The 4,525-nt window shown below is 71.4% G+C and carries 6 protein-coding genes; 5 read left to right on the top strand and 1 reads right to left on the bottom strand.

Features of this window, described 5'->3' with window-relative positions:
* From AOK15_RS39900 to AOK15_RS39890, 3 genes are all read left to right on the top strand, one after another.
* On the top strand, window positions 1–545 hold a 545-nt coding region (locus AOK15_RS39900; protein WP_055523994.1), incomplete at its 5' end, for a prepilin peptidase.
* 91 nt (window positions 546–636) lie between these two features.
* Window positions 637–1,836 carry a cyclic dehypoxanthinyl futalosine synthase gene (gene mqnC / locus AOK15_RS39895; RefSeq protein WP_055523992.1) on the top strand — a complete coding sequence of 400 codons (1,200 nt, stop codon included), beginning with the start codon at window positions 637–639 and terminating at the stop codon, window positions 1,834–1,836.
* Window positions 1,837–1,839: 3 nt separating this feature from the next.
* On the top strand, window positions 1,840–2,289 hold the full coding sequence (locus tag AOK15_RS39890) for a hypothetical protein (RefSeq protein WP_055523989.1): 450 nt from the start codon (window positions 1,840–1,842) through the stop codon (window positions 2,287–2,289).
* Window positions 2,290–2,360: 71 nt separating this feature from the next.
* Here AOK15_RS39890 and AOK15_RS39885 read toward each other — a convergent pair whose 3' ends face one another.
* Window positions 2,361–3,356 (bottom strand): chitinase, encoded by a 996-nt coding sequence (locus tag AOK15_RS39885; protein WP_055523988.1) that lies wholly within the window; start codon window positions 3,354–3,356, stop codon window positions 2,361–2,363.
* A gap of 198 nt (window positions 3,357–3,554) precedes the next feature.
* Between AOK15_RS39885 and AOK15_RS39880 the strand changes: the two genes are divergently transcribed.
* Entirely contained in the window at window positions 3,555–4,253 is a 699-nt protein-coding gene (locus AOK15_RS39880; protein ID WP_055523987.1) for a demethylmenaquinone methyltransferase, read from the top strand.
* A 124-nt stretch (window positions 4,254–4,377) separates the two neighbouring features.
* Window positions 4,378–4,525: zinc-ribbon domain-containing protein (locus AOK15_RS48960; protein ID WP_157870521.1), on the top strand; the 148-nt coding region annotated here is incomplete at its 3' end.

The raw sequence follows: 4,525 nt of genomic DNA, 5'->3' as shown, positions 1-4,525 counted from the left end.
CCTACGGTCCGAGCACCCCCACCGTCTCCCTCCTCACCGCCCTCGTCTGTGCCACGCTCGCCCTGGCCACCGGCGTGCGCCCGGAGCTCGCGGTCTGGCTTCTCCTCGCCCCGCTCGGCGTTCTGCTCGTCCTGATCGACCTCAAGGTCCAGCGCCTCCCCGACCCGCTGACCCTCCCCTTCGCCGCCCTCGCGCTCCTCCTCCTGGGTGGCGCCGCCCTCGCCCCCGAACACGCGGGCGAGTGGCGCACCGCGGCGTGGGGCGCCCTCACCCTCGGCGGCGCGTACTTCCTCCTCTTCCTCATCCGCCCCCTCGCCCTCGGCTTCGGCGACGTGAAGCTCGCCGTGGGCCTCGGCGCCGTCCTCGGCTGGTACGGCTGGGGCGCCCTGTACGTCGGCACCTTCGCCGGCGCGCTCGTCGGCAGCGTGTGGACCGTCGTCCATGCCGTGCGCGGCCGGGCGGCACGCCGACAGCTCGTCGCCCTGGGGCCGTTCATGATCGCGGGGGCGTACCTGGGCCTGCTCCTGGAGGCCTACGCCGCTTGACATCCGGGACGTCCGGGCTGACGTCGGCCCTCCGCGGCGGCTGGCGTAGGCTGACGTGGTCCGTCCAACCCTTACGAAAGGGACGCTCCCGGTGACCGAGAAGGCCGACCTCCAGTCCGTTCTCGACCGTGCCGCCGAGGGTGGGCGGATCACACCGGAGGAGGCGCTCGACCTCTACCGCGACGCTCCACTGCACGCGCTCGGCTCCGCCGCCGACGCCGTCCGCCGCCGCAGGTACGCGGGCACCGAGCACATCGCGACGTACATCATCGAGCGCAACATCAACTACACCAACGTCTGTGTGACGGCGTGCAAGTTCTGCGCGTTCTACGCCCCGCCCACGGCCAAGGACAAGGGCTGGACCCGCGACCTCGACGACATCCTGCGCCGGTGCGCGGAGACCGTCGAACTCGGCGGCACCCAGATCATGTTCCAGGGCGGCCACCACCCGGACTACGGCGTCGAGTACTACGAGAAGCACTTCGCCGCCATCAAGAAGGAGTTCCCGCAGCTGGTCATCCACTCCCTCGGGGCCTCCGAGGTCGAGCACATGGCCAGGATCTCCAAGGTGAGTGTCGAGGAGGCGATCCAGCGCATCCACGCCGCCGGGCTCGACTCCTTCGCGGGCGCCGGCGCGGAGCTGCTCCCCGAGCGCCCCCGCAAGGCCATCGCGCCGCTCAAGGAGTCCGGCGAGCGCTGGCTGGAGATCATGGAGACCGCGCACAACCTGGGTGTGGAGTCCACCTCCACCATGCTGATGGGCACCGGTGAGACCAACGCCGAGCGCATCGAGCACCTGCGCATGATCCGTGACGTACAGGACCGCACGGGCGGGTTCCGTGCCTTCATCCCGTACCTCTACCAGCCGATGAACAACCATCTGAAGGGCCGCACCCAGGCCACGATCTTCGAGTACCTACGGATGATCGCGATCTCCCGGCTGTTCATGGACAACATCGCCCACATCCAGGGCTCCTGGCTGACCACCGGCCAGGACGCGGGCCAGCTCACGCTGCACTACGGCGCGGACGACCTCGGCTCGGTCATGCTGGAGGAGAACGTCGTCTCGGCGGCCGGTGCCAAGCACCGCTCCAACCTCCAGGAAATGATCGACATGATCCGCACGGCGGGGCGGGTCCCTGCCCAGCGCTCCACGACGTACGAACACCTCGTGGTCCACGACGACCCGGCGAACGACCCGGTCGACGCGCGCGTGATGTCCCACATCTCCTCCACGGCGATCGAGGGCGGCACGGCCCATCCCGAGCTGAAGATCCTCGCGTCCAACTAGCGCATGCTGACGATCCACGCCGCCGACGAGGTACGCCTGACCTGGGACGACCCGGAGCCCGTCAAGGACGGCGCCGTGGTCGTCGAGGGCGTCCGGGTCCGGGCCGCGGGACCGCTGGAGGAGATCCAGGAGCGGTTCCCGGGCGCCCGCGTGCGCCGGTGGCCCGGTGTGCTCGGCCCCGCCCGCGTCCACGAAAGCCCGCTGCCCGACGCGCCGACCCCACGGGAACGCGTCCACGTGGTGCTGAAGTCCGGGGCGACCGCCGTGCTCGCGGAGCACACCGACACCCCCGAACTCCGCGCCGCCGCCGAGCGGAACGACGTCGTCGTGCTCGCCGGTCCCCGCCCACCGGCGATCGTCGACGACGGCCGGGCGGACCTGGCGGTCTTCGACGAGGCGGGCATCTGCGTGGCGACGGTCTGCGCGGGCCGCCTGGTGCACCGCCGCCGCTGACGGCACGGGCGGCACGGGCGCCGCTGACGGTGGGGGCGCCGCGGGGCGGCGGGCCGCGCCCGCCGCCCCGCTCACCCCGAGAACGCCTCCGCGAACGCGCCGTCCTCCTGCTCGACCCCACTGCAGTCGGTCAGGGCGTCACTCGCCCCGTCCCCGCACTCCCGGTCCCGGAACGTCGCCCACATGGAGACCCAGGCGATCCCCTTCTCCTCCGCGAACTCCCTGACCTGCGCCGCGGCCTCCAATGTGAACGTCTCGTTCTCCACGTCGTTGACGCCGAGCATCGAGGTGAGGGCGAGAGCCCGCCACGCCGTGTCCGAGGACGTTCCGAAGACGTTCCGCACCTGCCGGTGCGTGGCTCTCGCGGCCCGCTCCGCGTAGTCGCCCATGTCGCCGCCGTACGAACGGGCGTAGTTCATCGTCATGATGTTCACGGTGGAGACCTCGACGGACGCGTCGTTCGCCGAGTGGAGCAGGGCGAGGGCGTCGTCGTCCAGGCCGGACGGCATCACGGGGAGCGTGAACGAGACGGCGAGGCCGGGCCGGTCCCGCTGGAGGCGGGCGATCGCCTCGGACCGCAGGTCCACCGCGTCGGAGTCCTTCAGCGCGTCGCCCTCGACGTCGAAGTCGGCGGCCGTCGCACCGGCGGCGTCGAGCGCCGCGCCGTAGGCGTCGGCGAGGTCGTCCGCGCTGTCGCAGGCGTCGGCCAGTTCCGTCCCCGACGCCCCGCCGAACGACACCCGCACCGACGCCCCGGACTCCGTCAGCGCCGCGATACGGGACTTCACGGCCCGGTCACCGAGAGGGGTGCTCCCGTTCCACGCGGGCTCGCAGGCGTCGCCGTCGGCGATCACGAAGGCGAGCTGGTACGCGGCCGCCGACCCGGCGCCGTCGAGGTGGGACGCCTTCGTGGCGTCCACGTAGGGGGCGTACACCGTGGAGGCCCCCGCCTCCGTCGCGGCGGCCGTCGCCTTCGCGTCGGATGTCCTCGGCGCACCGCTCGGCGCGGACGCGGACTCCGTCGACCCCGGGGCGCAGCCCACGCAGGCCAGGACCAGCGCGAACATCACAGATATCGCGGGTATCACAGATATCGCGGGTATTACGGGTATTACGGGTATTGCGGATATCGGTGCGGCGGCCGGTTTCGGGGTATTCCTCACGCTGCTCACTCGGGAAACCAATCACACCGGGCCGCGCGCCGCGCCGTGGTCGCCGGGACGGGCGCTGCGAGGCCGCTCGGCCCCTCCTGCCACAATGGGCCCGTGACCCGCGCATCCCTGGACAAGCAGCCGCACGAAGTCGCCTCGATGTTCGACCGAGTGGCGGAACGGTACGACCTGACCAACGACGTGCTGTCCCTCGGGCAGGACCGGCGCTGGCGCAAGGAGGTCGCGCGGGCGGTGGACGCCCGCCCCGCCCAGAAGGTCCTGGACCTGGCGGCCGGCACCGGCACCTCCTCACAGCCCTTCGCGCGGACCGGCGCGTACGTCGTCCCCTGCGACTTCTCCCTCGGCATGCTCCGGGTCGGCAAGGAACGCACCCCCTGGCTGCCGTTCACCGCGGGCGACGCCACGCGGCTGCCGTTCAAGGACGACACCTTCGACGCGGTGACCATCTCCTTCGGCCTGCGCAACGTCCAGGACACGGACGCCGCGCTGCGCGAGATGCACCGGGTGACCAAGCCCGGCGGGCGGGTCGTGATCTGCGAGTTCTCGCACCCGACCTGGGCGCCGTTCCGGACCGTCTACACCGAGTACCTGATGCGCGCGCTACCGCCGACCGCCCGCGCCGTGTCGTCCAACCCCGACGCGTACGTGTACCTCGCCGAGTCCATCCGCGCCTGGCCCGACCAGGCCGGTCTCGCCGAGCGGCTGCAGAAGGCCGGCTGGGGCAGGGTCGCGTGGCGGAACCTCACCGGAGGGGTCGTCGCCCTGCACCGGGGGTTCAAGGTTCACCCGTAAGGGGGATGCCGCAAAGGGCGCCCTGTTGATGGGAACCGGTCAACGGAAAACGCCGTCCGTTTGATACGTCACCGCACACGCGACACACGTGTGCCCACGTCTGATCACGGCACGAGTTCTCTGGATGACGGAGCGTTCCATGACGTCCTACTGTCCGCACTGCGGGACCCCCGGTCCCGACGACGCGCGTTACTGCATGAAGTGCGGGCGCGTCCGGTGCCGGGGGCGCCGAGGGGACCGGTATGCGTTCCGGCCCGCACTTCCTGCAGTAA

The organism is Streptomyces ossamyceticus (assembly GCF_001418475.1).
GTDB lineage: Bacteria > Actinomycetota > Actinomycetes > Streptomycetales > Streptomycetaceae > Streptomyces > Streptomyces ossamyceticus.
The sequence above is the reverse complement of the archived record's forward strand: the minus strand, read 5'-3'. Positions and strand labels throughout refer to the sequence as shown.